At 32.6% G+C, this 22,829-nt stretch carries 26 protein-coding genes and 1 pseudogene; 1 reads left to right on the top strand and 26 read right to left on the bottom strand.

Annotated features, from left to right (window positions below; all coding sequences use genetic code 11):
- Nucleotides 1-53 precede the first annotated feature (53 nt).
- The 14 genes from QVO42_RS04540 to QVO42_RS04605 form a co-directional block, all read right to left on the bottom strand.
- A complete protein-coding gene (locus QVO42_RS04540; RefSeq protein ID WP_022424985.1) occupies nucleotides 54-533 on the bottom strand; it encodes a deoxycytidylate deaminase in 480 nt (159 codons plus the stop codon).
- On the bottom strand, nucleotides 526-1,446 hold the full coding sequence (locus QVO42_RS04545) for an RluA family pseudouridine synthase (RefSeq protein ID WP_022424986.1): 921 nt from the start codon (nucleotides 1,444-1,446) through the stop codon (nucleotides 526-528). Before QVO42_RS04545 ends, QVO42_RS04540 begins: the two co-directional genes overlap by 8 nt.
- Nucleotides 1,416-1,922: a signal peptidase II gene (gene lspA / locus QVO42_RS04550; RefSeq protein WP_022424987.1), complete on the bottom strand. Its 507-nt coding sequence runs from the start codon at nucleotides 1,920-1,922 to the stop codon at nucleotides 1,416-1,418. The genes QVO42_RS04545 and lspA overlap by 31 nt, the downstream gene beginning before the upstream one ends.
- Nucleotides 1,923-1,992: 70 nt before the next feature.
- Nucleotides 1,993-2,667, bottom strand: coding sequence for a PAQR family membrane homeostasis protein TrhA (gene trhA, locus QVO42_RS04555; RefSeq protein ID WP_022424988.1), 675 nt, complete (start codon nucleotides 2,665-2,667; stop codon nucleotides 1,993-1,995).
- 76 nt (nucleotides 2,668-2,743) lie between these two features.
- Nucleotides 2,744-3,475, bottom strand: a complete 732-nt coding sequence (locus QVO42_RS04560; RefSeq protein ID WP_022424989.1) for a metallophosphoesterase family protein — start codon at nucleotides 3,473-3,475, stop codon at nucleotides 2,744-2,746.
- 54 nt (nucleotides 3,476-3,529) lie between these two features.
- Nucleotides 3,530-4,063, bottom strand: coding sequence for a transcription repressor NadR (locus tag QVO42_RS04565; protein WP_022424990.1), 534 nt, complete (start codon nucleotides 4,061-4,063; stop codon nucleotides 3,530-3,532).
- Nucleotides 4,064-6,103: an L-aspartate oxidase gene (locus QVO42_RS04570; RefSeq protein ID WP_022424991.1), complete on the bottom strand. Its 2,040-nt coding sequence runs from the start codon at nucleotides 6,101-6,103 to the stop codon at nucleotides 4,064-4,066. It abuts the gene before it with no gap.
- Between the two features lie 13 nt (nucleotides 6,104-6,116).
- Nucleotides 6,117-7,022: a quinolinate synthase NadA gene (nadA, locus tag QVO42_RS04575; protein ID WP_022424992.1), complete on the bottom strand. Its 906-nt coding sequence runs from the start codon at nucleotides 7,020-7,022 to the stop codon at nucleotides 6,117-6,119.
- 246 nt (nucleotides 7,023-7,268) lie between these two features.
- Nucleotides 7,269-8,540, bottom strand: coding sequence for an ADP-ribosylglycohydrolase family protein (locus QVO42_RS04580; RefSeq protein WP_022424993.1), 1,272 nt, complete (start codon nucleotides 8,538-8,540; stop codon nucleotides 7,269-7,271).
- Between the two features lie 116 nt (nucleotides 8,541-8,656).
- On the bottom strand, nucleotides 8,657-9,661 hold the full coding sequence (locus tag QVO42_RS04585) for a macro domain-containing protein (protein ID WP_022424994.1): 1,005 nt from the start codon (nucleotides 9,659-9,661) through the stop codon (nucleotides 8,657-8,659).
- A complete protein-coding gene (locus QVO42_RS04590; RefSeq protein WP_022424995.1) occupies nucleotides 9,651-10,361 on the bottom strand; it encodes a transglutaminase-like domain-containing protein in 711 nt (236 codons plus the stop codon). The genes QVO42_RS04585 and QVO42_RS04590 overlap by 11 nt, the downstream gene beginning before the upstream one ends.
- Before the next feature lie 63 nt (nucleotides 10,362-10,424).
- The gene (locus tag QVO42_RS04595; RefSeq protein WP_022424996.1) at nucleotides 10,425-13,328 is read right to left on the bottom strand and encodes a TOTE conflict system archaeo-eukaryotic primase domain-containing protein; all 2,904 of its coding nucleotides are present in this window, start codon (nucleotides 13,326-13,328) and stop codon (nucleotides 10,425-10,427) included.
- A 57-nt stretch (nucleotides 13,329-13,385) separates the two neighbouring features.
- Nucleotides 13,386-13,922, bottom strand: a complete 537-nt coding sequence (locus tag QVO42_RS04600; protein WP_022424997.1) for an LOG family protein — start codon at nucleotides 13,920-13,922, stop codon at nucleotides 13,386-13,388.
- 89 nt (nucleotides 13,923-14,011) lie between these two features.
- Nucleotides 14,012-15,037: a YeiH family protein gene (locus tag QVO42_RS04605; protein ID WP_022424998.1), complete on the bottom strand. Its 1,026-nt coding sequence runs from the start codon at nucleotides 15,035-15,037 to the stop codon at nucleotides 14,012-14,014.
- A gap of 111 nt (nucleotides 15,038-15,148) precedes the next feature.
- Between QVO42_RS04605 and QVO42_RS04610 the strand changes: the two genes are divergently transcribed.
- Nucleotides 15,149-16,036, top strand: coding sequence for a LysR family transcriptional regulator (locus QVO42_RS04610; RefSeq protein WP_022424999.1), 888 nt, complete (start codon nucleotides 15,149-15,151; stop codon nucleotides 16,034-16,036).
- A 383-nt stretch (nucleotides 16,037-16,419) separates the two neighbouring features.
- Here the strand turns inward: QVO42_RS04610 and QVO42_RS04615 are convergent, their stop codons facing one another.
- From QVO42_RS04615 to QVO42_RS04670, 12 genes and pseudogenes are all read right to left on the bottom strand, one after another.
- Nucleotides 16,420-17,004 (bottom strand): SIMPL domain-containing protein, encoded by a 585-nt coding sequence (locus QVO42_RS04615; protein WP_022425000.1) that lies wholly within the window; start codon nucleotides 17,002-17,004, stop codon nucleotides 16,420-16,422.
- Nucleotides 17,005-17,051: 47 nt separating this feature from the next.
- Complete coding sequence (locus QVO42_RS04620) at nucleotides 17,052-17,519, bottom strand: flavodoxin (protein ID WP_022425001.1); 468 nt, start codon at nucleotides 17,517-17,519, stop codon at nucleotides 17,052-17,054.
- A 44-nt stretch (nucleotides 17,520-17,563) separates the two neighbouring features.
- Entirely contained in the window at nucleotides 17,564-17,746 is a 183-nt protein-coding gene (locus QVO42_RS04625) for a carbon-nitrogen hydrolase family protein (protein ID WP_022425002.1), read from the bottom strand.
- A gap of 19 nt (nucleotides 17,747-17,765) precedes the next feature.
- Nucleotides 17,766-18,038: an alpha/beta hydrolase family protein gene (locus tag QVO42_RS04630; RefSeq protein WP_022425003.1), complete on the bottom strand. Its 273-nt coding sequence runs from the start codon at nucleotides 18,036-18,038 to the stop codon at nucleotides 17,766-17,768.
- 96 nt (nucleotides 18,039-18,134) lie between these two features.
- The gene (locus QVO42_RS04635; protein WP_022425004.1) at nucleotides 18,135-18,929 is read right to left on the bottom strand and encodes a class I SAM-dependent methyltransferase; all 795 of its coding nucleotides are present in this window, start codon (nucleotides 18,927-18,929) and stop codon (nucleotides 18,135-18,137) included.
- Nucleotides 18,926-19,579, bottom strand: a complete 654-nt coding sequence (locus QVO42_RS04640; RefSeq protein WP_022425005.1) for a class I SAM-dependent methyltransferase — start codon at nucleotides 19,577-19,579, stop codon at nucleotides 18,926-18,928. Before QVO42_RS04640 ends, QVO42_RS04635 begins: the two co-directional genes overlap by 4 nt.
- Before the next feature lie 2 nt (nucleotides 19,580-19,581).
- A complete protein-coding gene (locus tag QVO42_RS04645) occupies nucleotides 19,582-20,145 on the bottom strand; it encodes a hypothetical protein (protein ID WP_022425006.1) in 564 nt (187 codons plus the stop codon).
- 157 nt (nucleotides 20,146-20,302) lie between these two features.
- The gene (locus tag QVO42_RS04650) at nucleotides 20,303-20,452 is read right to left on the bottom strand and encodes a ketopantoate reductase family protein (RefSeq protein ID WP_022425007.1); all 150 of its coding nucleotides are present in this window, start codon (nucleotides 20,450-20,452) and stop codon (nucleotides 20,303-20,305) included.
- Nucleotides 20,453-20,641: 189 nt separating this feature from the next.
- A complete protein-coding gene (locus tag QVO42_RS04655; RefSeq protein WP_022425008.1) occupies nucleotides 20,642-21,124 on the bottom strand; it encodes an ATP-binding protein in 483 nt (160 codons plus the stop codon).
- Entirely contained in the window at nucleotides 21,094-21,375 is a 282-nt protein-coding gene (locus tag QVO42_RS04660) for an ATP-binding protein (protein WP_022425009.1), read from the bottom strand. Before QVO42_RS04660 ends, QVO42_RS04655 begins: the two co-directional genes overlap by 31 nt.
- Nucleotides 21,368-22,531 (bottom strand): IS21 family transposase, encoded by a 1,164-nt coding sequence (gene istA, locus QVO42_RS04665; RefSeq protein WP_288163844.1) that lies wholly within the window; start codon nucleotides 22,529-22,531, stop codon nucleotides 21,368-21,370. Before istA ends, QVO42_RS04660 begins: the two co-directional genes overlap by 8 nt.
- A 70-nt stretch (nucleotides 22,532-22,601) precedes the next feature.
- Nucleotides 22,602-22,829: pseudogene (locus QVO42_RS04670) on the bottom strand (hypothetical protein); the annotation flags it as partial.

The raw sequence follows: 22,829 nt of genomic DNA on the forward strand, positions 1-22,829 counted from the left end.
TGGAAATGATATTAAATCATTTCGTCACAGCCTCTTCTTCATCTAGAGAATCATTATTGATTCTCTTTTTTTATTTCTACTTCAAATGCGGGAACTTTACGATAAGAAACACCAGCCACATCTAACATACGTTTAGCTGCTCTATCACTTTCTGTTCCTTTGTATTTTTCATCTTCATAGACAATTTCTTTGATACCACTCTGAATGATTGCTTTTGTACATTCATGACATGGGAATAAAGAAACATAGATACGACAACCCTGCAACTTCTGAGTACAGTTAAGTATTGCGTTTAATTCAGCATGTACAACATAAGGATACTTTGTATCATATAAAGCCCCTTCTCTTACAGACCAAGGGAACTTATCATCTTCACATCCTCTTGGAAGACCATTGTATCCTACCCCTACTATACGATTATCACTGTTTACTATACAAGCGCCTACCTGCGTATTAGGATCTTTAGAACGATAAGCAGAGAGTTTAGCCACTCCCATGAAATATTGATCCCATGTAATGATCTGCTTATCCATTGTATTCTCCTCCTAGTTCTTTGATCTTTTCTTCAAAGAAATCAGGTAAAGGTGCTTCAAAGTACATATGTTCATTGGTTCTAGGATGTACAAAACCTAATACTTTAGCATGAAGATACTGACCATGTGTGTTATCATCATTTCTAAAGCCATATTGAGGATCACCATAAACTGGATGACCAATATATTGCATATGAACACGGATCTGATGTGTTCTACCTGTTTCTAGACGACATTCAATAAGTGTCATATCATCATAACGTTCTAATACTTTAAAGTTAGTAATCGCATCCTTAGCATTCTTACTAGTGACAGCCATCTTCTTACGATCCTTGCTATCACGTCCAATAGGTGCTTCAATACGACCTACGTTATGATTAATAACACCATGAACGAGTGCTACATAACGACGTACAACTGAATGTTCTTCTAATTGTTTAGATAATGAACGATGGGCATTATCATTTTTTGCGACCATTAATAAACCACTTGTTTCCTTATCAATACGATGTACAATACCAGGACGTGTAATACCATTTATTGCTGATAAATCATGACAATGATAGAGTAATGCATTCACAAGTGTTCCTGAATAAATACCTGCTGATGGATGAACAATCATACCTGTAGGTTTATTGACGACAATCACATCTTCATCTTCATAAACAATATCTAATGGGATATTTTCAGGATTAATTTCAGTACTTTGAGGATCTGGTAAAGTGACCTGGATGACATCCTCTTCTTCTACCTTATAGTTAGCTTTTTCAACATTATCATTAACAATAACCTGTCCTGCTTTAATCCATTTCTGAATCTCAGTACGTGAACGATCAGGCATATGATTTAAGATTACTTTATCTAAACGCAAGCCTTTTTCTTCTAATTCTGGTGTAATTGATTGTATTTCCATTGTTTATATTCTCCAATTCCTAAATCTAAGATGATTAATAAAACACCTATTACAACACCCATATCGGCAATATTGAAAATAGGAAAATCATAACCAAATACAAAGAAATCTAAAAAGTCTCTTACATAATGAAAAACAACACGATCATATAGATTTCCTAGCATACCACTAAATATAAGCACAATTCCAAATCTTAATAAGACCTGGGATTTATCACTTTTGATGAAATAATAAATAAGCATAATACCAGCAATAATAGAAATTGCATAGAACATAAAGAAATGCCCTGAAAGCATACCCCATGCGGCACCTGTATTATGAATATAAGTGAAATAAAAAAAGTTTTTAATGACCTGATAGCTCTGGCCTAACTGCATTGATTCGTTGACTACAAGTTTCGTTACTAAATCGCCACCTAATACAATAATAAATGTGATCAAGTATAAGAAACCGTATTTAAAATTTATTTTTTTCATTTAATCATCCTTTCCTCAACGATTATAGCATGTCTTTAAAAGATATAAAAGAAAAACAGGCGTAAGCCTGTTACATGCAATATAAGATGATGCATAAGAAATGTAGAACACTACCAAGTAAGATCCATAGATGCCAGATACAGTGCATATAATGGATCTTTTCTTGTAATCCATAGAAGATTGTACCGATTGTATATGCCACACCTCCAGCAACTAATAAATAGATACCATTCATTCCAATAGTACCAGGAAGTAAATTAAACTTAAAGACAATACACCAGCCTAGAACTAAATAACAGGCCATAGAGAACTTCGCAAACTTCTCGATATCATAGGCATTTAATGTAATCCCTAAAATAGTGACTGCCCATACAATACCAAATAATACCCATGCCCAGAACGGATCTGCCTGTCTAACTGAACATAAAAGTACTGGTGTGTAGGTTCCTGCAATCAAGACAAAGATGCTGCAATGATCCATAATTTGGAATACTTTCTTTGCCTTTAAATTAGGAGATAAACCATGATAAATAGAACTCATTGTATATAAGAGTATCATAGAGACACCATAAACGATACCAGATGCTAAACCATATCCATTATGATGTAAACATGAAAATATAATACATAATACAAGTGCTGCAACACCAAAGGCTGCCCCTACTATATGAGTCACCATATTAAATATTTCTTCACCACGTGTATAATCAGGAAGTAAACGGTCATCTAACTTTGTGCGTTTCATATCAATCACCTCTTGTACAGCAAGTTTAACATATCTATTATTTAATGTCAATATATCTAGTTTCAAAGTCTAGATGTTAACATTCATATGTATTCCATTGTTTAATGATACGATGAGACTCACATTCATATATTGTATTAAAGAGTGCTGTCTGATTTCTCCATAACTCTCTGTCTACATGAAAATGCCCAAAATACCAATGAGTATAGCTTGTTTTCTTTTGCACATCATTTAAATAAGTCGTTAGAGGAAATTCCTGATAGACATCACCTTTTATATGATATTTTTTAATAGTTGATAGAAAATAGACTGTTTCATCAGGTGCTGTATGAGTAATAATGTAATCTACATGATCTACGCTATCTAAATGTTGTAAGCCATTCTCATATTCCTGCTTGCTTGGCATTTCTTGTGGCCACCAGGAAACATTCTCTTTACGTAATGGCTGATCAATAGAATAACCGCCACCAAAGGTAAAGAATGTCTTTCCTTCTATTGTATAGATTTCTCCACGCATTAAATGAATAAGGTTATGTCTGATTTTATGGACATATCCCCCATTCCATGATTCTACTTGATAACTATTAAGTAGATTAAAGTTTTCATGATTTCCATCAATAAATAAAACAGTATAAGGCTGTTCACTAATAAAATCATAGAATGATTCTTCAGAAGAATACTTCTGTTGGAAAAAGCCTATTCCAAAATCACCACAAACTATAATTATATCCCCTTCTTTAAGTATAGGATCTATCTGCTCAAGCCATTTAAATTGATTTCCATGTGTATCACCTGTTATATAAATCATGTTCATCACCTCTTTATCATTATACATAAAAAAAGCCATCAATGAAGATGGCCTTTAGAATTCCACTGGTTCATATTCCTGTAGTTTTGCGAGATATCCAAGCTTTGATAAAGCATCTTGTATTTCATCAAGTCTCTCATCTGTTTCAGCACAGATAGTATGATAATGATATCCACTTGTGACTGTCATTAAAGAGATGGATTTCCCACATTTTAAATTATCTAGATATTTCTTTACATCTAAACGTGATGCGATATTAAGAGGTGCACGTACAATATGATAAGCTTTATGATAGACAAAGATATCTTTCACATAGCCACCTAAATCAACTATAGTATTTAACTCTTTTTCTATATCTGCATCTGTATGCTGCATTTTAAGAACTCTTTCTACCATTGCAGACTGACGTATGATATATCCTTTATTGGTTGCTTCTATAACATGATTGTTAGCGCGAAGAAGTGCAACATCATTCACAATAACCTGACGTGAAACCTGAAGACGTTTCGCAAAATTAGAAGCAGAAATCGGTGTATCACTTTCCATCAGTTCTGTAAGGATGTAGTCCCTTCTTTCTTTACCAGTCATTTAGTCTCTCCCATTAATTGCATGAAGGTTCTTTAATGATAAATCTAGAATCTTTGCAGAGTGTGTTAAAGCACCACTAGAAATGAAATCAACACCCATATCTTTAACTCTATTAATGTTTTCTGCAGTAACATTACCTGAAATTTCAATTTCAGCACGTTTATCAATATAATCAATTGACTGTTTTAATAATTCAGTACTCATATTATCTAACATGATAATATCAGCACCTGCAGCAACTGCTTCTTTCACCATGTCAAATGTTTCTACTTCTACTTCAATCTTTCTTACTGATGGAGCGTAGTCTCTTGCCATCTGTACAGCTTTAGTAACGCTTCCTGCTGCACCAATATGATTATCTTTTAATAGAACACCATCTGTTAAGTTATATCTATGGTTGCTTCCTCCACCTACTTTAACAGCATACTTTTCAAAAATTCTATTATTTGGAGTTGTCTTTCTTGTATCAAGTAACTTAATATCTGTATCTTCAAGAAGATCTGCCACCTTACGAGTATAAGTCGCAATACCTGACATTCTCTGTAAGTAGTTAAGAGCAGTTCTTTCACCTTCAAGAAGAGTTCTCATGTCACCAGTGACTTTAGCCAATAATTCGCCTTTATGTACTTTATCACCATCATGAGCAAAGAAATGTACATCTACATCTTCATCTAATAATTTGAATGTTCTTTCAAAAATCTGAAGACCAGCAATAATACCATTTTCTTTACAAATTAATTCTACTTCACCTAACTGTGCAGTTCTCATAACACTGCATGTAGATACATCTTCACTTGTAATATCTTCACGAAGAGCTGAAAGGATTAGTGGGTCTACATTTAATTTTAAAGTTGTTTTATCAAACATACTTAGGGCCTCATACTTTCTTGTCATATCTTTTGCGGCTCTTTTAGCAAATACTAAACTTTCTAATAATGAGTTACTAGCAAGTCTATTCTTACCATGAACACCATTACATGCTGTTTCTCCTACAGCGTATAAGTTAGGCATAGATGTTTTACTGTTTTCATTGACTTTTACACCACCCATGAAATAATGCTGGGCTGGTACGACTGGAATACATTCTTTAGTTACATCATAGCCTTTATCTAAGCAGTACTGAACAATATTAGGGAAATGTTCCTTTAGTTCCTTTTCACCAATAGGTCTTAAATCTTCTAAGACATAATCAGTACCATCTTTTTCCATCTGTTTCTTAATTGCCTCAGAAACTACATCTCTAGGTAATAATTCATTAACGAAACGATTACCATTCTTATCATAAAGAAGTGCACCTTCACCTCTGACACTTTCGGAAATAAGAAAACGTCTTTCATTATCTTCACTATAGAAAGTTGTTGGATGAATCTGTACATAATCCAAATGTTCTGTTTCAATGTTGTATTTCTTAGCTAAATCAATGGCATCACCTGTTAAATGACGGTAGTTAGTAGAATTCTTATATTTACCACCAATACCACCAGTTGCAAGTACAACAAAGTCTGCATAGATATCATATTCTTCATTACCCTTGCGCACTTTACCACCAACACACTTACCATTTTTAACAATTAAATCAGTCAAAGTGACATATTCTTCAATAGTGATATTCTTTCTTGTCTTGGCTTCTGCATAAAGCTTACTAGTGATTTCTTTACCAGTAATATCTTCATGATAAAGGATTCTGTTAGTAGAATGAGCACCTTCTCTAGTATATTTAAGGTTTCCTTCTTCATCTCTAGCAAAATCAGTACCATATGATAATAAATCATCAAGTACAGCACGAGAACTTCTAATCATTAATTCTACAGAAAGAGGATTATTTTCATAATGGCCAGCTCTTAGTGTATCTTTAAAGAAAGCATGATAATCACTTTCATCCTTAAACATACAAATACCACCCTGGGCAAGAAAGCTATCACTTTCTTCTACACATGATTTAGTAATCATATGAATATTAAGGTTTCCAGGTAATTTAAGGGCACAATATAATCCTGAACATCCAGTACCTACAATAAGAACATCTGTTTTTTTACTCATTTTTAATCATCTCCTATTTAGCAAGTTCAAGCATTCTTTCTAATGGTGCTTTAGCTTTATTCATAAATTCTTCATCTAAGAATACTTCATTCTCTCCAGTCTCTAATACATGAATAATCTTTTCTAGTGAATTGAGTTTCATATTAGGACATACCTGAGTTCTTACTACATTATAAAGCTTCTTATCAGGTGCTTGTTTTAAGATAGTGGCATAAACACCATCTACAGTACCAACGATAAATTCCTTTGCATCATTACCTACAATATAATCAATAATACCTGATGTACTACCAATATAATCAGCTTCTCCTAATACTTCAGGTTTACATTCTGGGTGAACAGCTACTAAAGCGTTAGGATGTTCTTTCTTGGCATTTAATACATCTTCTTTAGTCATAATATGGTGTCTTGGACAGAAACCACTATTTAAGATAATATTCTTATCTTTAACCTGAGTTGCTACATAGCTTCCTAAGTTCTGATCAGGTATAAAGAAAATATTCTTGTTAGGTAACTTATTAACAATCTTTACTGCATTTGAACTAGTAACACATACATCACTATAAGTTTTTATTTCTGCAGTAGAGTTGATATAGCAAACAACAGCTAAATCATCATACTTTTCTCTCATTTTTTTAATATTTTCTATAGTCACCATATGAGCCATAGGACAATCAGCATGTGCATCTGGCATATATACATGCTTATTAGGATTAAGTATCTTCGCACTTTCACCCATGAATTCTACACCTGCAAATACAATCTTATCAGCATCTGTTTCAGCTGCTTTTTTTGCAAGATAGAATGAATCCCCAATGAAATCAGCCGCTTCCTGTACATCTGCATCCACATAATAGTGAGCTAATATAACAGCATTCTTCTCTTCTTTAAGCTGCTTGATTCTATTCATCATATCCATAATTTTATCCTCTTTTTCCAACTTTTCCTAAATTAAGCGCCTCTCTCGCTACGCTGATGCATATGCTATCATTGTTGTTGACAGATGTCAAGACACATATGTTGACATTGTAAAAGAAATATGCTCAACAAATATTACAGTATGGTTATATGTAATAGATTACATAGTTTTTTCAGCATGGAAATATGCTCTTAATGCAAAAAAGAGATTATAACAAGTCAGTTACAATCTCTTGAGGATTTTTAATTATTTTTCATGTTCTTCATATATGCCAATCAATAGTAGTATCATAGCTTTGCTTATTTGCATATATTTTCCAAATGGATTGATGACAATTCCATTTTTCTCTTCTAAGTCAAGTGCTAATCTTAGAATTGATAGGATGGATTGATTGATCTGAACATTGCCACTAGAACCTTTATGCATTTCTTCTGTTGAAGTAAATACACCTAGCCACTCTATACCACTTGCATCTTTGACTGTTTCCATTTTAAGTTTGACATCATGATCAAGAGTAAATGTGTCACCAATGTTTATACTATTGATTTGTTCTTTTGATAAGAATGGATTCTTAGTAATATAAGGAACAATAAATTCTCCACCCTGATTCATTGCATTTATCATCATATTCATAAATAGTATCATACCTTCTTTGTCATTATGAACATAATATTGATTGATAGCTTTTTCAATCATCTGATTTGTATTAGGTGAATCATCTTTTCTAACAAGACTATAAAATGCATCAACAATATCTCTCATATCTTTATTGATGCGATTTCTACATTCAGATATTAATGTTTCAGATATTCCAAAATAAGCTTCCGCAATACTTCCTGTAATAGCACCAAGTGTATCTGTATCTCCACCTAGAGATACTGCATTTCTTATCGCATCTTCAAAGTCTCTTGCTTCAAGAAAAGCAATGATTGCTTCTGGGACGGTTTTTTGACAAGTTTCATCCATATGAAAGCTAGGACGGATTTCATCAAGTGTTCTATTTAAATCATAATGAAATTCATTCTCAATATACTTTTTGATTTCTTCTTTTGATGAACCATTTCTTGCCATAAATATCGCACTCGCAGTCGCCTCTGCACCCTTAATACCTTCTGGATGATTATGAGTTACATTTGCAGTTGCTTTTGCGACAACTCTTGTTTTTTCAAGGGAATCATAAAGCCATCCTGCAGCTGATACTCTCATTGCAGAACCATTTCCAAAACTATTATAAGGCTCAGGATGACGTGCTGTTAACCAGCATCTAAAATAACCTCCATATCCTTCATTAGGATATCTTCTTCCCCATGATTGCATACTTGTTATAACAGCATCCTCAATTTCTTTGACTGTTGCATCCTGGCCTACTTTAAGTAACGCCTCACATACAGCAAGAGTCATGACTGAATCATCTGTAAAATGAGATCTTCTACTAAATAATTTGAAATCCTTTGTTTTATCTCCTCTATCAAATTCAAATGGACTACCAATAATATCTCCTAAAATTGCACCATACATAATGTATTCCTCCAATCTTTTCTTATTACACTATCAGTATAAATGAGGAGGAAAGATATATGGTCGCTTTGAAAGCGACATTTAAAAAACGTCGATACATGAAGTGCCGACGTCAGTTATATACCAAGAGTTTCATTGGTATATTTAAATAATGTAATATTGAGTTCCATAATATCGTAGTGTTTGTCTATGATTGCTTTTTGTACAATTAGATCTACTTTACTACTTGGACTAAATGCCCAGTCTGCTCTTGCAAGTAGATCTTTTGATTCTTCTAGATTAAGCTGTAATGCGATACATAATGCAAATACAGTTTTCTTTTTAGGATGATAATTCTTATTGCATTGAATTTTAGAAAAAAGTTTTCTATCTAGATTTGCTCTTTTCCATACGTCTTTATTATTTAGATGCGCTTTGTCTATTAATTCAAATAATTTATCATGAAATGAAGGACCAATATTTGCGAGCTGATCTTCTATAGAAGTATTCGATAAATGTAGAGATGGTTCTTCATGAAGCGTAGAGTTAAATAAAGAACGAAGACGAGCACTTCGTCTGTAGCTTAAAGGATACTCATTGATATGACTTTCTTTGACATAGTTTGCATCAATATAAGAATCAATCTCTCCTACAATCTGACTCGATAATTGAAAAGAGGTCTTATCAAATACAACTAAAATAATTTCTATTTCATGTTCTGTCAAAAACTGACTGAATACAGAAACTGCAATGTGCAAAGCCTTATCTTTTGGAAATTCATAAACGCCTGTAGAAATAAGAGGAAATGCGATACTTTGACATCCGAGTTCTATTGCTTTTTGTAGAGGTAGACGATAACATCTTTCTAGTATTTCAAGTTCATGATGATTTCCATCAATCCATACAGGTCCTACTGTATGAATAATATATTTTGCATCGAGATTATAAGCTCCAGTGACTGCAATATCTCCTCTTTCAATAGGACCAATAGTCTTTCTTTCTGCAAGAAGCGCCTCTTTTCCTGCTGCTTCATATATCGCAAGATCTGTGCCACTAACACATTTAGGTTTTGGATTTGCTGTATTGACTATGATATCAGCTTCTACTTTTGTGATATCGTTTCTTACTATCTTAAATGCCATAGAGGTGTCTCCTTATTTTCTTTACATTATAATTCATAAGATGTCTACCAATATACTTATAAGCGAATGTTTTAATGGTTGACATCTCTTGATGATGTTCTTTTAGTAACGTATCTGGACAATCATAGATACCAAAGTCTTGAGTAATTCCTTCGCTTTGAATATAGGTATTATTTCTATTGAAGTCAATTATAGGGTGTTTGAAGTTTTTCACTGCAATACCATAACCACAAAATGGACCAGTACATTTAGTAAATCTATTCTGAAGTTGTTTAAGATATGCTTTGTCTAAAATAAATCCTTCTAGTTCATACCATCGATTTTCAAGGCAAACTTCCACCCAGCTGTGAAATATATTCTTAGGTGCACTATGATATACAATACCTGTCATAGCTCCTCTTTGTAGTTTCTTATCAATAGTAAAGCCATGTATTCTACATGGAATATCACAGGCACGTAGCAATGCCATAAATAGAGTTCCTTTAGTATTACATTGACCATAGCCATCGGCTAGTACTTTTGAAGCAGGTATATAATCATCACTATTATAGCCAAATAAGATTTCATCTCTTACATAATTATAGATTGCTTGTATTCTGTTAAATTCATTCATTTGTTTCCATTGTTTATCGTAAATGAGTTTTTGAATGTTAGGATGAGAATAATCTAGCATCTGTGTTTCTTTGAGATATTCCATCATTATAACGCACCTCCATTATTATAGATTATATCATCGTATTATGAGGTTTAAAAAGATTGTAACTTAGGAGTCAAAATCTTTAGTTTCTGTAGGTCTAAATATAAGTTCTTCCGCAATCGTAGTTGATTTCACTCTCATTAAGCTATCATAGATATTTGATTTACCAAGCAAGTTTATTCCACCGTGCCATACGATTTCTTGATCAATGACTGCAAAATAAGAATCTAAATCAGGATACACTTCTACAAATACACCATTACCATATAATAAATCTATGAGATTATTTGTATAAGGTTCATCTGTCTGTTTGGTGAATACATTGACTGAAACACCCTTTTCTTGTCTATCTTTAATTAAATCAATAAAAGATAATACTTTCTTTTCATTTAATTGAGGACTAGAGATAATGATGCTTTTATTTGATTCATGGATATCTTGTCTAAATACTTCTAAATAATCATTATAATTGTAAATGTGATTCACGTTTTGTTTATTGTCTACAAGATCAGTAATCACATCAAAACCAATCTTTCTATAAGCAGATAAGCGTTTCTTATACATATTATTAAAATAATGAATATGAGAATCTACATAATCATAGACAATCGCACTTTTTTTATACTTGTAATCTCTATTGATTCTTCCTAAGAACTGATCAACTAAAGGTTCACCAGATACAGGAGAAGTTAAAAATAGTGTATCGAGTCTAGGTACATTAAATCCTTCACCAACTGATTGAGATGTCGCAACAAGTATAAAAGGTTCATCATGAGAAAGTGCTAGTATTGTTTTTCTTACTTCTTCATTTTCTTTTAATGTATGATCACCATAAATAAGATATGTATGATCTAGGACATTCTTCTTAAGTGATTCATACAATAATTTAGCATGATCTTTATAGCGTGTTAATACGATAGGTGTTCTATTTTCTTCAATACACTTCTTGATATCAGAAATAATCATATTATTTCTATTTTCATTTTTAGAGATAAACGCATACGCACTATTAAGATCATTTTTACTATCACCTAACGCCATTATTCTTGTGAATCGTGGATAGACATGATGATCAATAGATTGTTTTTCTATTCTTTCTTTGCTTGTATATTGATGTCTAATTGGACCTAGCTGCATATAGACTTTCTTTTCAAGTCTGTCTATTCTTTTATCGTTCGCAGAAACACCATAGATATATTTAGAATTAATTTGACGTAATACATTTTCAAATACATGAGAGGCACCATGATGACATTCATCTACTATCACCATGCCGTATTCATGATTTAAACGACAGTTGCCTTCATTGTCATAAATAGAGTTGACTGATACAACATCTATGATACCAGTTAAAGTATTTTTACTTCCATGTAATACACCTATGAGATCTTTTCTTTGTTTCTCTTTACCTGTTTTTGTTTTATACACAGGTAGATTTTCGTTTATTTCTAAAAAGCGATGTAATTCATCTACCCATTGGTCTATTAGTGAAACACTTTGCATAATAATGAGTGTATTGACTTTTCTTTGAGATATTAAATAACTAGATACAACAGTCTTACCGAATGCAGTCGCTGCATTTAAAACACCATTGTCATAATTTAATAAATCAGACGCGGCAGTCAGCTGTTCATCTCTTAATTTTCCAGTAAATGATACATTAATAGGTTTTCCCTTTTCTCTCTTATCAACAATTTCATACTCAATATTTGATGAATGGCACTTATTAAGTAGCGTTTCTAATAATCCTCTTGGGATTTTTATATAGTCGTTTATGTCTTCCCCTAAATAGATAACTCTTGGCTGATTCCAATTAGAAAATCCTAAGTTATGATTCTTATAGAATATAGGATTATCAAATGCAGATAAGCGTCTGATCTGGTTTTGGATTCGTGGCTGAAGATTAAGTGTATCCACGTAGATACCATCTGCAAGGACAATAGAGAGTTTTTCTATGACATCTTCGCTATGGAAGTTTTCATCCTTTTTCCATGGCTTAATTCTTTTTCCTAGATCCATTGTAAGAAGAGTTTGAGGGATTGAAAGTTCTTCTTTCCATTTATAGATATGTTCTTCTATCTCATTTTTAGATAATTGATGAACTGTTGTTAGTAATTTCCATTGATCATAGTAAGGATTCCAGTTTTCATCTACAAAAGCACTATTACCTTGTCTTAATGCCTGTCCTTGAAGTGGTAATGCAACAAGATTACCTAAACCTTCACTATGATCTTGAGTAGGAAACATACGATCATAATATCTAAATGATTTGAGATTAATAGATTGAGCTCCTTTCTCAATGAGTAGTAATCCAAATTCTCTAGCAAGAGAGGCAGGTACAAATTCCTTAAAGAGAATCCATGCATGTGCCCCATTTCCTGAACGTGAGCGTTCTATTAATACATCAATACCATTTTCATGACATATTTTTCTAATTGCATCAATTTCATCTTTCCAATCATTATTTTCACTATTCTTATTATCATGATTATCAAAATCAAAAACTATGAGTTTATATGTATCATCTTCTAGTAAAGGATATAATCCAATGACATCTGTACAATTGTCTTTGTAGCCTAATAAGTGATCCTTGCCTACTTCTCTATCTAATGCTTTCCACTCTTTATAAGGACACTTTTGACAGGACACACCTTTTTGACTATTTTGTTTAGGACAATATTCTTTCCATCTATTATAACATTGTGGAAAGTATCCTCCCTTAGAACCTCTTAATGCATATACATCTCTTCTTCCTTGAAATAAAGTAAGAAAGTAAGCTATAAGTTTATCATAAATATAAGTATCCTTGATACATACACCCTCATTTATAGATTGGGTTGTCATTTCTTCTTTTGATTCATTAAATGTAATATGAGATTTTTTTAGAAGTTCTTTTAATTCTTGATTTTCTTCTTGGAGATGTCTAACCATCCTTCTTAACGATTCTAAGTTTTGTCCTTCTAGATTCATTGTATGTCTCCTTAACTGTTATTTATTCCATTATAAAAGGAATAATGATAAAAATCACTATTCCTTCTCAATAATATTTCTTATATCGTCTAGATGATCCGCAAAATAGATACCCTTCTGTTTCTCATGAGTTGATAATCCCATTTCTATCATATGGGACATAAGTTCTTTCATACCTTTATAATAATCATTTAAATTATAGAATATGCAAGGTGCATTAAGTTGTTTCAATGAAATCTTAGACATGACTTCAGATATTTCTTCTAGTGTTCCTGTACCACCTGGAAAAGCAATAAAGGCATCTCCTAATTCTATCATTTTTGTCTTTCTTTCTGTCATATCTTTAGTAATGATTAATTCTGTTAAGCCATCATATTGTAGTTCTTCATCAATGAAGAATTGTGGTTCTATTCCAATCGCAGTTCCACCAGCGTTCAATACACTTTCTGCAATATATCCCATTAATCCTGATTTAGATCCACCATAGATGAGTGTATGATTGTTTTCTCCAATCCATCTACCAAGTTCTTTAACTGCATCCTTTAATACTGGGTCATTGCCTCTCAAGGCACCTAAATATACTGTAATGTTCATATGATTCTCCTATTAAAAAAAACAGTGAAAATTAAGTTTCACTGTAAGTCTATTTCTATCTTAAGAAATATAGTTTATAAAGTCAATAATTACCAGATACCCATCACATGTTGCATAAGTAATGAGACAATAGTAATACCACACCAGCATGATGCACCTACTAATAATGGTTTACCACCTGTTTTAATTAAATGAATGACATTACTATTTAAACCAATTGCAGCCATAGCCATAATAATAAGGAATTTAGATAATTCTTTAATAGGTAAGAAAACGTTGCTGTTGACTCCCATATGAAGGCTGACTGTAGTAATAATGGCAGCTAATACAAAATAAAGAATAAACATAGGGAATGCTTTCTTTAAGCTGAAGTTTGAAGATTTCTGGTTCTTCTTACTTCTAATCATTGATAATCCTAAAGTGATAGGAATAATGGCAAGTGTACGTGTTAATTTGACAGTGACAGCTTTATTGAGTGTAGCACTACCTAAGTGCCACATACTATCCCAAGTAGATGCAGCTGCAGTAACTGAAGATGTATCATTGATTGCAGTTCCTGCAAATATTCCAAATGCATCACCATGTAATGTGTCAAAGCCAATGGCTTTACCTAAAATAGGGAAGAATAATGCAGCTAAGACATTAAAGAAGAAAATAACTGCAATAGCCTGAGCCACTTCATCATCATCGGCATCAATGACTGGTGCAGTAGCTGCAATGGCAGAACCACCACAAATAGATGAACCAACACCTACGAGAATAGATGTATTAGATGGTACATGTAATACCTTTCTTAAAAGCCATGCAATAAGAAGTGAAGTAGAGATTGTACAAATAATAATAGGTAATGACTGCTTTCCTGTTTTAAAGATGACACCTAAGTTCATACCAAAACCTAATAAGACGACAGCTGTTTGTAGGATGATTTTAGAAGTCCATTTGATCCCTGGTGCTGCTTTACCTTTTTCTTTCCAAAACATAGTAATAATCATACCTGCAAGAATTGAAATCACTGCTCCACCGATAACTGGAAATTGTTTTCCTAGTAACCATGATGGAATCGCAACAACTAAACATACAAGTATGCCATATATATTCTTTTTAATAGTTTCCATGATTTACCTGCTTTCTTTTAAATGTGTGCTCATTATATCACTTGACTATAATAATATTAAATTATATATTTCTATTGAACTATAAGTAAATATTATTGATGAGGTGATGAGATGTTAGATTATCGTATTCATACTTTTTTAAAAGTATGTGAGACATTAAATTATACGCTTGCTGCAAAACAACTACATATTACTCAGCCAGCTGTATCACAGCATATTCATTATTTGGAGCAAGAATATGAAACAATACTCTTTGCATATTCAAATAAGCAGTTATCTTTAACACGTTCTGGAGAGATATTAAGAAAATATTTGATGACTATGCAGAATGATGAGCAAACAATTAAAAAAGAGATAAAGAGTCATGAAGGAATGATAGAAACATTGTCGATTGGTGTGACTATGACAATTGGTGAGTATGCGATAGTGGATAAATTGGCTGATTTTATCAAGCATCATCCTGAAATGAATCTGCATCTTCATTATGGAAATACGGCAGAATTATTAAAGTTATTAGATCAAGGTAAGATTCATATGGCTATTGTAGAAGGAAATTATCCAAAAGAGAAATATAGTCATAAAAAATACAGCACAGAGGACTATATTGCCGTCTGTGCTGCATCACATGAGTTTAAGAATATACCTCATACTTTACATGACCTTCTTGATGAGAGACTTCTTGTACGAGAACAAGGTTCTGGTACAAGACATATTTTACAAGAAAGTCTAAATGTCCGTGGTTTATCTATTTCTGATTTTAAATATTATACACAAATAGAAAATATGCATACAATTATAAGCTTGCTTAAAAAAGATTGCGGTATTTCTTTCATGTATAAAACTGCAGTTAAAGAAAAATTACAGAAAGGTATATTAAAAGAAATTATATTAGATGACTTTAAGCTCCAGCATAATTTTGAATTCATCTGGGAAAAAGATAGTCTATTTACTGATAAGTATATTTCTATTAGTGAAGAATTTTTAACAATACCTTTTTGATGACTAAATGTTTCAAAACGTAGTAAAAGTTTTTGGTGGTTGACTATAGTTTATTTTTTATATTTTTGTTAATAATAACTTAAATACAACTATGCCGGCTTCGAATAGTTTTTCTTGGTTTTCTAACGTGAACCAGCCTTTTTCTTTACTAGATTTTACATCTTTAGCTAGTTCATTCATTAGCTGTAGCGTGGCCTATCTCTTTTTAAAGTCCTGTATATTAGGAATTACATGTCTACTATGCTCATTCAGATTTAATGTTAGGAATAGGATTTAACTCCTTTCAGTAATAATTGTTAAAACATTATTCTATATTCCAAATCACAGTCACTGTATCTGCGACATCAATATCATCTGCTTCAATATCTATATCATATCCAGGACTACTCATCGTTTTTTTCTGCACTTGCGAATGCAAAATTCTGTATAGGTTCTGAGACAAAGTTAATTTCACCCCACGAATAATCAATAGATACGATATCACCTAGTTCTACATTTGCAGCATGAGCTAAGACTTTTGCTTTGTGTTTTGAATCTTCTATCGCATTCTTCAATAATTCATCTTTATATTTTTCAGGATCACTCACTGTATATTCAATTGAAATTTCTGGTGTTATCACACTATGTGCCAAAGCATAAAGTATCTCCCCTAGTTTCCTATTATCTGCATCAAATTCTATTAACATACGATGTGTATAGGTATATCCTATGAGTCTCTTTTTCCAGCTTTGATCTTTAGCTTTATAACTCTCATATTTGGTATCGATGTCAAAACTGTTAGTTTTTAAGTCATCCTTTTGAAATCCAAAAGATACAAATAAGTCCTTCAATATCTTTGTTGTGTTACTAGATTGACTTAATGTCACTTCATATTCCTTATAGGATTCTTCCATAGTCATGTTAAGTCTAATTTTATCAGGTTTCACAGAAATTCTTCCTTTACCAGTAATTTTCATTGTTTTTTCCATGGTTATGCCTCCTTTCCATTATTATATCAAAAAAGCCATATGAATAATCATAAGGCCATTAATTCTTTTACTTTTTGAGTTGTTAGATTGTTTAGTAATAATCCTTCTTTAATATTTGCATTTGGTGCTGATACTTTTAATTCTTTTACAGTGTTTCCAAAGCCACTACTTCCTGATGTAGCGAATAGTGTAATTGTCTTATTAGAGAAATCATATGCTTCTAGGAATGTATTGATAATTGTAGGTGCAACATACCACCAGATAGGAAAACCTAGATAGATATGATCATACTTTGAAATATCTAGATTATCTTTAATAATGGCAGGGCGCATTGATTTATCCTCCATTTCAATACTGCTTCTAGACTTCTTATTCATCCAATCAAGATCTGCTTTTGTATATGGGACTTCTGGTTTGATTTCATATAGATCAGCCCCTGCTTCTTTTGCAACTTCTTCAGCCGCATGCTTTGTAACACCACTTGCACTAAAATAAGCAACTAATATTTTACCCATAGTAATAAACCTCCTTACTACAAGTATAGAGGCTAAACCTTACTTTATGGCAAGATAATTTTTCTATAAAATTTATTTCTTCTTAGCTGTGTATAGGGTCTACTTTCTCTTATTTTCTTGGAGTCAGACAAATCAATATCAACATATATGATTTCTTCCTGATCACCTGCTTTTTTAATAGCTTCACCATTTTGATTGACTACTATGGATTCTCCGGAAAAGTTCATTTCACTCTCTTGTCCTACTCTATTGCACATTGCAATTTGTGAGTGTGATATCTTCAAAATAAGAAGCGGCTGTTAAAGCGAGAGTTCCTGTGGTCGAGGCACTGACAATTCCTATCTTTTGATTACCGGATGTTTTTAACCATCTTATAGCTTTCTCTATACGTTCTAATGGATAATTATGATCTCCATAATCCTTTTTTGCAGGAGACATAGTCATCACATTTAAACCAAGCTTATGGAGCCATTTTACAGAAGTACGGGCTAAATAGTCTTCTGCATCATCACCAATCATTGCACATCTGATTCTTTCTTACACTACCAATAAACACCATAGAACCCATCCATTTCTGTATAAAAATGTCTTTTATTCATTATGATCATCTCTTTATCAAATGTGTTTTTCTAACACGATTATTTTATTAGATACATAAGAAACAAAAGGAATCTTACCTAAAACATGATATAAAGGCATCAATTGCTTCATTCCCTTTACAAGACTTATTTCCTTTAGAAAAGAAAATGAAGGAATAAGTTTTTCTAGTTCTTTCCCATTTTTTATACCCCATGTAAATTGTGCACGACTTCCTTCTATAGATTTTTCTTTAATGTGCTTCACCATAAAAGGTGACATCACTTCAACCATTATTGTGACATTTGAAAATGCATGTTCGATAATAGAAAAGATCTTCTTAATATCAATTTCAGTTAAATACATAGTCAATCCTTCTATGATTACTAGAACGTCTTCTCCTTCATTGTGAATAGTATTTGTATAGGTTTCATCCATAGCTGACTTCGCGATTTGATAGATAGGTCCTGTTTCTATTAAAAACTGTTTTCTTATATTCATCGTTTCAGGTAAATCTAGATTATACCAGCGTATATATTTGCCTTTCATACGATAACACCTTGTATCAAGACCACATGCAATATTAATCACAATAGTATTCTTATGTTTATCTAAATATTCCTCTACCATCTTATCTAATACAATTGTTCTTGCAATCACACCAGAACGCATTGTTTTATCTTGATCTGCTTGAGAAAAGTCATAATCTAATTGTTTGACTATAGATACAGCCATTTCATCTTTTATTTTAGGATTCTCTTTACTTGTTTCTTTTGCACGAGCATAAAGAGTCTGAATCATTGTTTCTGGTACACCTTTTACATTTATTTTCATTTTGAATCGCCTTCTTTTCTTACAACACAATGCATGCGCATCCCTTTACGTATTTCAAACTTCTCTACTTTTAATCCTGCTTCTTTACAACATTTATATACAACATCTCTTGTAGGAACCTGAACATCTCCATGACCACATAAGTTTGCGAGAGGCATTTCAAATGTATTCATTAACCATACAAGAAATTTATTATCACTTGTGACATCCCTAAGTATTAATCTACCATTTGGACGTAAGCATCTTTTTACACTATTGAAAAATGCCTGTGGATTAGGGTAATGATGAAAGCTCATAGAACATATAATGGCATCAAATGAGTTTTCCTCAAAAGGAAAATTCTCACAATCCCCTACTACAAATACTGCATTTGGAATATTCTTCTTTTTAGCTTCTTCAATCATAGCTGGTGTAAGATCAAGACCAGTATAATACTTATCAGGATATTTTTCTGATAGTAAAGAAATCATAGGTGCTGGTCCACATCCTGCATCTAGTAGATTCATGAATGGTTCTTTCTCAATTTCTTCTAGAATATCGGGATAATCTTTTTTGCACATTTCATAGACACCTGCATGATTTCCCTCATATCTTCCAGCTGCTTTAGTAAATTCTTTGATTGATAGTTGTTTATATTCTTCATTTGTCATATTCATAATCTCCATTTCTTAATATAATAATAAAATTGTTTATGTAGTTCTCTCATTTCATCTGGTGCTTTCATCGAATGCTGGTACATAAATTTCTTACCAAAACTGCTTTTAAAAGTTTGAGACAAAATATATATGAGTATAGATGTTGGTAAATAGCGGAATATATGCATCTTAACTGGTGATAAGGTATTGAGATTTTTATATAATGTATTGAAATTCTTTTTAAGCTGAATAGTTGTTTTTCTCATCACCACTTTATCTTGTCCTACAAATTTTGGATTTTCTGTTTGATAATAAGCATCTGCAAGAGGTACAACCATTCCAAGGTGACATAACTGCCATATATGCATATTATTGACTTGCTGGTAAGGTATATGCGCATGTTTCAATATTTGTGAGAGCTGTTCTGTTCTTTTTGTTTTCTTTCCTGATATTTCAGAAAAAGTAGTGGGTTGTATAATTTTAGGAGTAAGTGCTGCATCAAGTATATTATTTGTGATAGTGCCTCCAGCACCTGGGAAAGCAGGTAATATTTTTTCCCTTTTCCTACAATACTTTCCCATTTTTCATAATTATCTAGTGTATTGACCATAGTAATGATAGTTTTACTTTTATTGGATTTTAATTCTTTAAGTGCTTGATATAATTGATTTTCTCTAACAGTTAAAAAAATAAAATCATATATATCATTATCTTGTAAGTGATCAATGATCTTGATATCTACTTTTTTTGAGTATAAAGGAGTTCTTGATTTTGAAGGACTTCAAGTCTATGTCCTCTTGCATAAATAGTTGTATCATACCCTGCTTCTTTCAACAAAACTGCATATAAAGAACCAATAACCCCTGCAACGTATATAAGTATTCTCATGATATTACCTCTTTGTTAGTAAGGGCTAACTGAGTATTCCGCTAATTGAAGACCACTCGTTACGGTAGAGAAGTCCACCCAATACGCTGACCAAGCCCACCCCACTCAAAAATTGAATACGCTCAAAAGTCCACTATGGATTTGAAAAAGGCATGACAATTTTTTATCATTGTTATGCCTTTCCTAGTTTTATTGTTTTATTCTTGAGTATTCTTCGCGTAATGATTTTCCGTGTAAAGTAATTAGATAGGAACTATTAATGATTCTATCTAAAATAGCGTCTGCAATAGGTCCTCCATCTAATAATTGATGCCATCCATCGAATGAGTATTGACTACAGAAAGTGGTTGATTTTCTATTACAACGAATTTCCATCAACTCTAGAAGGTCGCTTCTTTCAGATTCGTTTGTTGGTTTCAATAAAAATTCATCGATGATCAACAGATCATACTTCCCCAATCTCTTTAAGTATTCATTGTATTTTCCTTGAATTCTCTTTTCTTCAAATTTTGAAAATAATTCAGGCAGTCTGATATACAGCACTGTCTTTCTATTACGACAGGCATGTACGCCTAATGCATTAGATAGCCATGTCTTTCCACAACCTGAAGCACCTACAAATATAATATTGAGACCTCTTTCTATGTAGTTGTTTGTAGCCAGTTCTTCCATCTGAGAACGATTAAGTTATTATAGTTGATATCTTCTATGCTCGCTGTAGAATCATAAAAATGGGCATCTTTTATATATTTTGTGATTGTATGATTGACTCTGCTTTCATATTCCATATCAATCAGTTCATTGAATCTTTCTTCAAATGATAACTGATTATAGCTTGGATCACTGATTTGAATTTCATATTGTTCAGCTATTACAGGCAATCTCATCTGTCTGAGCTTTTTTACTGTATCCTGACTACTCATTGTTTCTTCCTCCGTAATAATCCTTGCCACGTACAAATGCATGCGTATCTGATACATGTTTATTATTTGTAGTACTTCTATCTTTCATGTCTTGATTTGACTGTAGAATCATTTTAATATTCTTATAGCTAGGCTGATGGATGTGCTTCAACGCCAATTTACACGCATCTTCAAGTCTAGCTTTTCCATATTTATCAGATAATTTGAGTAATGATAGACAACCCTTATAGGCCTGTTCTTCAACTTTGCATCGTTCAAATAATTTTTCTACAACTCTGGTTGTTTCTGGACCTATGGATAATGCCCAGTTTACAAAACGTTCCTTATTCCACTGGAACTTTTTGTGATTTTCAGGCATATGACTTTCATTGGTCGAATATTGATTTACACGTCCATAAAGTCTCTGATGTGAACAGATCTGATTCGTTTTATAGTAGACAGTTACAGTACTTTTTGTCAGCTTAACATCTACATAATTGCCTACATATTCATGCGGTACAGAATAATTCATCTTATCAACTGAAATATGATAATTGAGTTGAACCTTTGCACGCTTCCAGGAACTCAGTTCAAATGAAGTTTCAGGAAGAGGGTGCATATAATCTTTTTCCTCATCAAGATAAACTGATTTTCTTGAGCCTTCTCTTTTCTGGAATGGTTTATTATTGAAAACATCCAGTTCCTTTAATATAGCCGCATTTAAATCGTTAAAAGAAAAGAACTTTCTGTTTCTTAGCTTACCAACAATTGCGATTGTACAATCACCAACAGCCCCTTCGACAGCCGCTTTATCTCTCGGTTTTCTGACTCTTGTAGGAATAATAGTTGTATCATAGTGATCAGCCATTTCCTGGTAAGACTTATTGAGAACAGGATCCTCATACTTCTTATTTGATATGACACCTGTCTTAAGGTTATCAGGAACCAGCAGTCTAGTTACGCCTTCAAAGTATCTGTAGGCATTGATATGGCAATCAATCCAGTCTGCAATTTTCATAGTAGGACAAGCCTGAACATAACAAAGCATGCTGAATGGAAGTGTTGCTTCAAATAGATACGCTTTAATACTTTCACCAGTATAACGATCAAATACACACATGGTTGTCCCATTCCAATCTACCATTAGCTTATCTCCTGGTTTATGTGTGATATGCATTGTAAGATTGTTTTTCTTTACATAATCACGATACTTTTCGCAGAATTAACTGTACTGATAGAATGGGAAGTTACTGTTTCTGCAATCTTCTGCATATTCTTCCCATAATAATCTGATGTTCATAATCACGATACTTTTCGCAAAAGTAACTGTACTGATAAAATGGGAAGTTATTGTTTCTGCAATCTTCTGCATATTCTTCCCATAATAATCTGATGTTTGTCCCTGGTCTTAACAGTTCTTTATGAATATACTGATAATCAGGTTGTTTAATAATCAGATTAAGTTTAGTCTCCTT

Origin of the sequence: Catenibacterium sp. CAG:290 (assembly GCF_000437715.1) — a bacterium.
Classification (GTDB): domain Bacteria; phylum Bacillota_I; class Bacilli_A; order Erysipelotrichales; family Coprobacillaceae; genus Catenibacterium; species Catenibacterium mitsuoka_A.

What these genes read in the sequence shown, in the direction of transcription:
- QVO42_RS04540 (WP_022424985.1), bottom strand. Translation starts at nt 533, where the DNA reads ATGGATAAGCAGATCATTACATGGGATCAATATTTCATGGGAGTGGCT.
- QVO42_RS04545 (WP_022424986.1), bottom strand. Translation starts at nt 1,446, where the DNA reads ATGGAAATACAATCAATTACACCAGAATTAGAAGAAAAAGGCTTGCGT.
- lspA (WP_022424987.1), bottom strand. Translation starts at nt 1,922, where the DNA reads ATGAAAAAAATAAATTTTAAATACGGTTTCTTATACTTGATCACATTT.
- trhA (WP_022424988.1), bottom strand. Translation starts at nt 2,667, where the DNA reads ATGAAACGCACAAAGTTAGATGACCGTTTACTTCCTGATTATACACGT.
- QVO42_RS04560 (WP_022424989.1), bottom strand. Translation starts at nt 3,475, where the DNA reads ATGATTTATATAACAGGTGATACACATGGAAATCAATTTAAATGGCTT.
- QVO42_RS04565 (WP_022424990.1), bottom strand. Translation starts at nt 4,063, where the DNA reads ATGACTGGTAAAGAAAGAAGGGACTACATCCTTACAGAACTGATGGAA.
- QVO42_RS04570 (WP_022424991.1), bottom strand. Translation starts at nt 6,103, where the DNA reads ATGAGTAAAAAAACAGATGTTCTTATTGTAGGTACTGGATGTTCAGGA.
- nadA (WP_022424992.1), bottom strand. Translation starts at nt 7,022, where the DNA reads ATGGATATGATGAATAGAATCAAGCAGCTTAAAGAAGAGAAGAATGCT.
- QVO42_RS04580 (WP_022424993.1), bottom strand. Translation starts at nt 8,540, where the DNA reads ATGTATGGTGCAATTTTAGGAGATATTATTGGTAGTCCATTTGAATTT.
- QVO42_RS04585 (WP_022424994.1), bottom strand. Translation starts at nt 9,661, where the DNA reads ATGGCATTTAAGATAGTAAGAAACGATATCACAAAAGTAGAAGCTGAT.
- QVO42_RS04590 (WP_022424995.1), bottom strand. Translation starts at nt 10,361, where the DNA reads ATGATGGAATATCTCAAAGAAACACAGATGCTAGATTATTCTCATCCT.
- QVO42_RS04595 (WP_022424996.1), bottom strand. Translation starts at nt 13,328, where the DNA reads ATGAATCTAGAAGGACAAAACTTAGAATCGTTAAGAAGGATGGTTAGA.
- QVO42_RS04600 (WP_022424997.1), bottom strand. Translation starts at nt 13,922, where the DNA reads ATGAACATTACAGTATATTTAGGTGCCTTGAGAGGCAATGACCCAGTA.
- QVO42_RS04605 (WP_022424998.1), bottom strand. Translation starts at nt 15,037, where the DNA reads ATGGAAACTATTAAAAAGAATATATATGGCATACTTGTATGTTTAGTT.
- QVO42_RS04610 (WP_022424999.1), top strand. Translation starts at nt 15,149, where the DNA reads ATGTTAGATTATCGTATTCATACTTTTTTAAAAGTATGTGAGACATTA.
- QVO42_RS04615 (WP_022425000.1), bottom strand. Translation starts at nt 17,004, where the DNA reads ATGGAAAAAACAATGAAAATTACTGGTAAAGGAAGAATTTCTGTGAAA.
- QVO42_RS04620 (WP_022425001.1), bottom strand. Translation starts at nt 17,519, where the DNA reads ATGGGTAAAATATTAGTTGCTTATTTTAGTGCAAGTGGTGTTACAAAG.
- QVO42_RS04625 (WP_022425002.1), bottom strand. Translation starts at nt 17,746, where the DNA reads ATGAACTTTTCCGGAGAATCCATAGTAGTCAATCAAAATGGTGAAGCT.
- QVO42_RS04630 (WP_022425003.1), bottom strand. Translation starts at nt 18,038, where the DNA reads ATGATTGGTGATGATGCAGAAGACTATTTAGCCCGTACTTCTGTAAAA.
- QVO42_RS04635 (WP_022425004.1), bottom strand. Translation starts at nt 18,929, where the DNA reads ATGAAAATAAATGTAAAAGGTGTACCAGAAACAATGATTCAGACTCTT.
- QVO42_RS04640 (WP_022425005.1), bottom strand. Translation starts at nt 19,579, where the DNA reads ATGACAAATGAAGAATATAAACAACTATCAATCAAAGAATTTACTAAA.
- QVO42_RS04645 (WP_022425006.1), bottom strand. Translation starts at nt 20,145, where the DNA reads ATGGGAAAGTATTGTAGGAAAAGGGAAAAAATATTACCTGCTTTCCCA.
- QVO42_RS04650 (WP_022425007.1), bottom strand. Translation starts at nt 20,452, where the DNA reads ATGAGAATACTTATATACGTTGCAGGGGTTATTGGTTCTTTATATGCA.
- QVO42_RS04655 (WP_022425008.1), bottom strand. Translation starts at nt 21,124, where the DNA reads ATGGAAGAACTGGCTACAAACAACTACATAGAAAGAGGTCTCAATATT.
- QVO42_RS04660 (WP_022425009.1), bottom strand. Translation starts at nt 21,375, where the DNA reads ATGAGTAGTCAGGATACAGTAAAAAAGCTCAGACAGATGAGATTGCCT.
- istA (WP_288163844.1), bottom strand. Translation starts at nt 22,531, where the DNA reads ATGCATATCACACATAAACCAGGAGATAAGCTAATGGTAGATTGGAAT.